Source organism: Faecalibacterium sp. DFI.5.82 (genome assembly GCF_029076575.1).
Lineage (GTDB): Bacteria > Bacillota > Clostridia > Oscillospirales > Ruminococcaceae > Faecalibacterium > Faecalibacterium duncaniae.
Window position 1 is genome coordinate 1 of record NZ_JARFIS010000222.1, and the last position, 338, is coordinate 338.

Below are 338 nucleotides of genomic sequence, written 5' to 3' on the forward strand. Positions count from 1 at the left end.
CTGCGTAACGACCGCTTTTACGTCATAGGCCTCATCATCAATCAAAGCCTGCAGAATCGGTACGGCAAACTGAGGCGTTCCCATAAATACAACTGATACTGACATAACAACAAATCCTTTCTTGATTACATAAAATACTGTGGTTCCGGATCAATGCTGACCAAGGTGTCTTGACGACTCTTGGCCTGCGTTTGACGCATGATGTCCTTTAAAAGCGCGTGCAGCTTGGGATCATGCTTATACTTAACGATTATTTGATAATAGTATCGGTTTTTCATTCGAGCAATTGGCCGCGGCGTAGGCCCTAAAACGACCGTCTCTTTGCTTAGATTGACACT

General features: G+C 44.4%; 1 protein-coding gene and 1 pseudogene. Both read right to left on the reverse strand.

Annotation, left to right across the window (positions count from 1 at the left end):
- Positions 1 to 105 (reverse strand): annotated as a pseudogene (locus P0G09_RS16340) (methionyl-tRNA formyltransferase); the annotation flags it as partial.
- A gap of 20 nt (positions 106 to 125) precedes the next feature.
- A partial coding sequence (locus tag P0G09_RS16345) for a hypothetical protein (RefSeq protein ID WP_275253192.1) occupies positions 126 to 338 on the reverse strand: 213 nt, incomplete at its 5' end.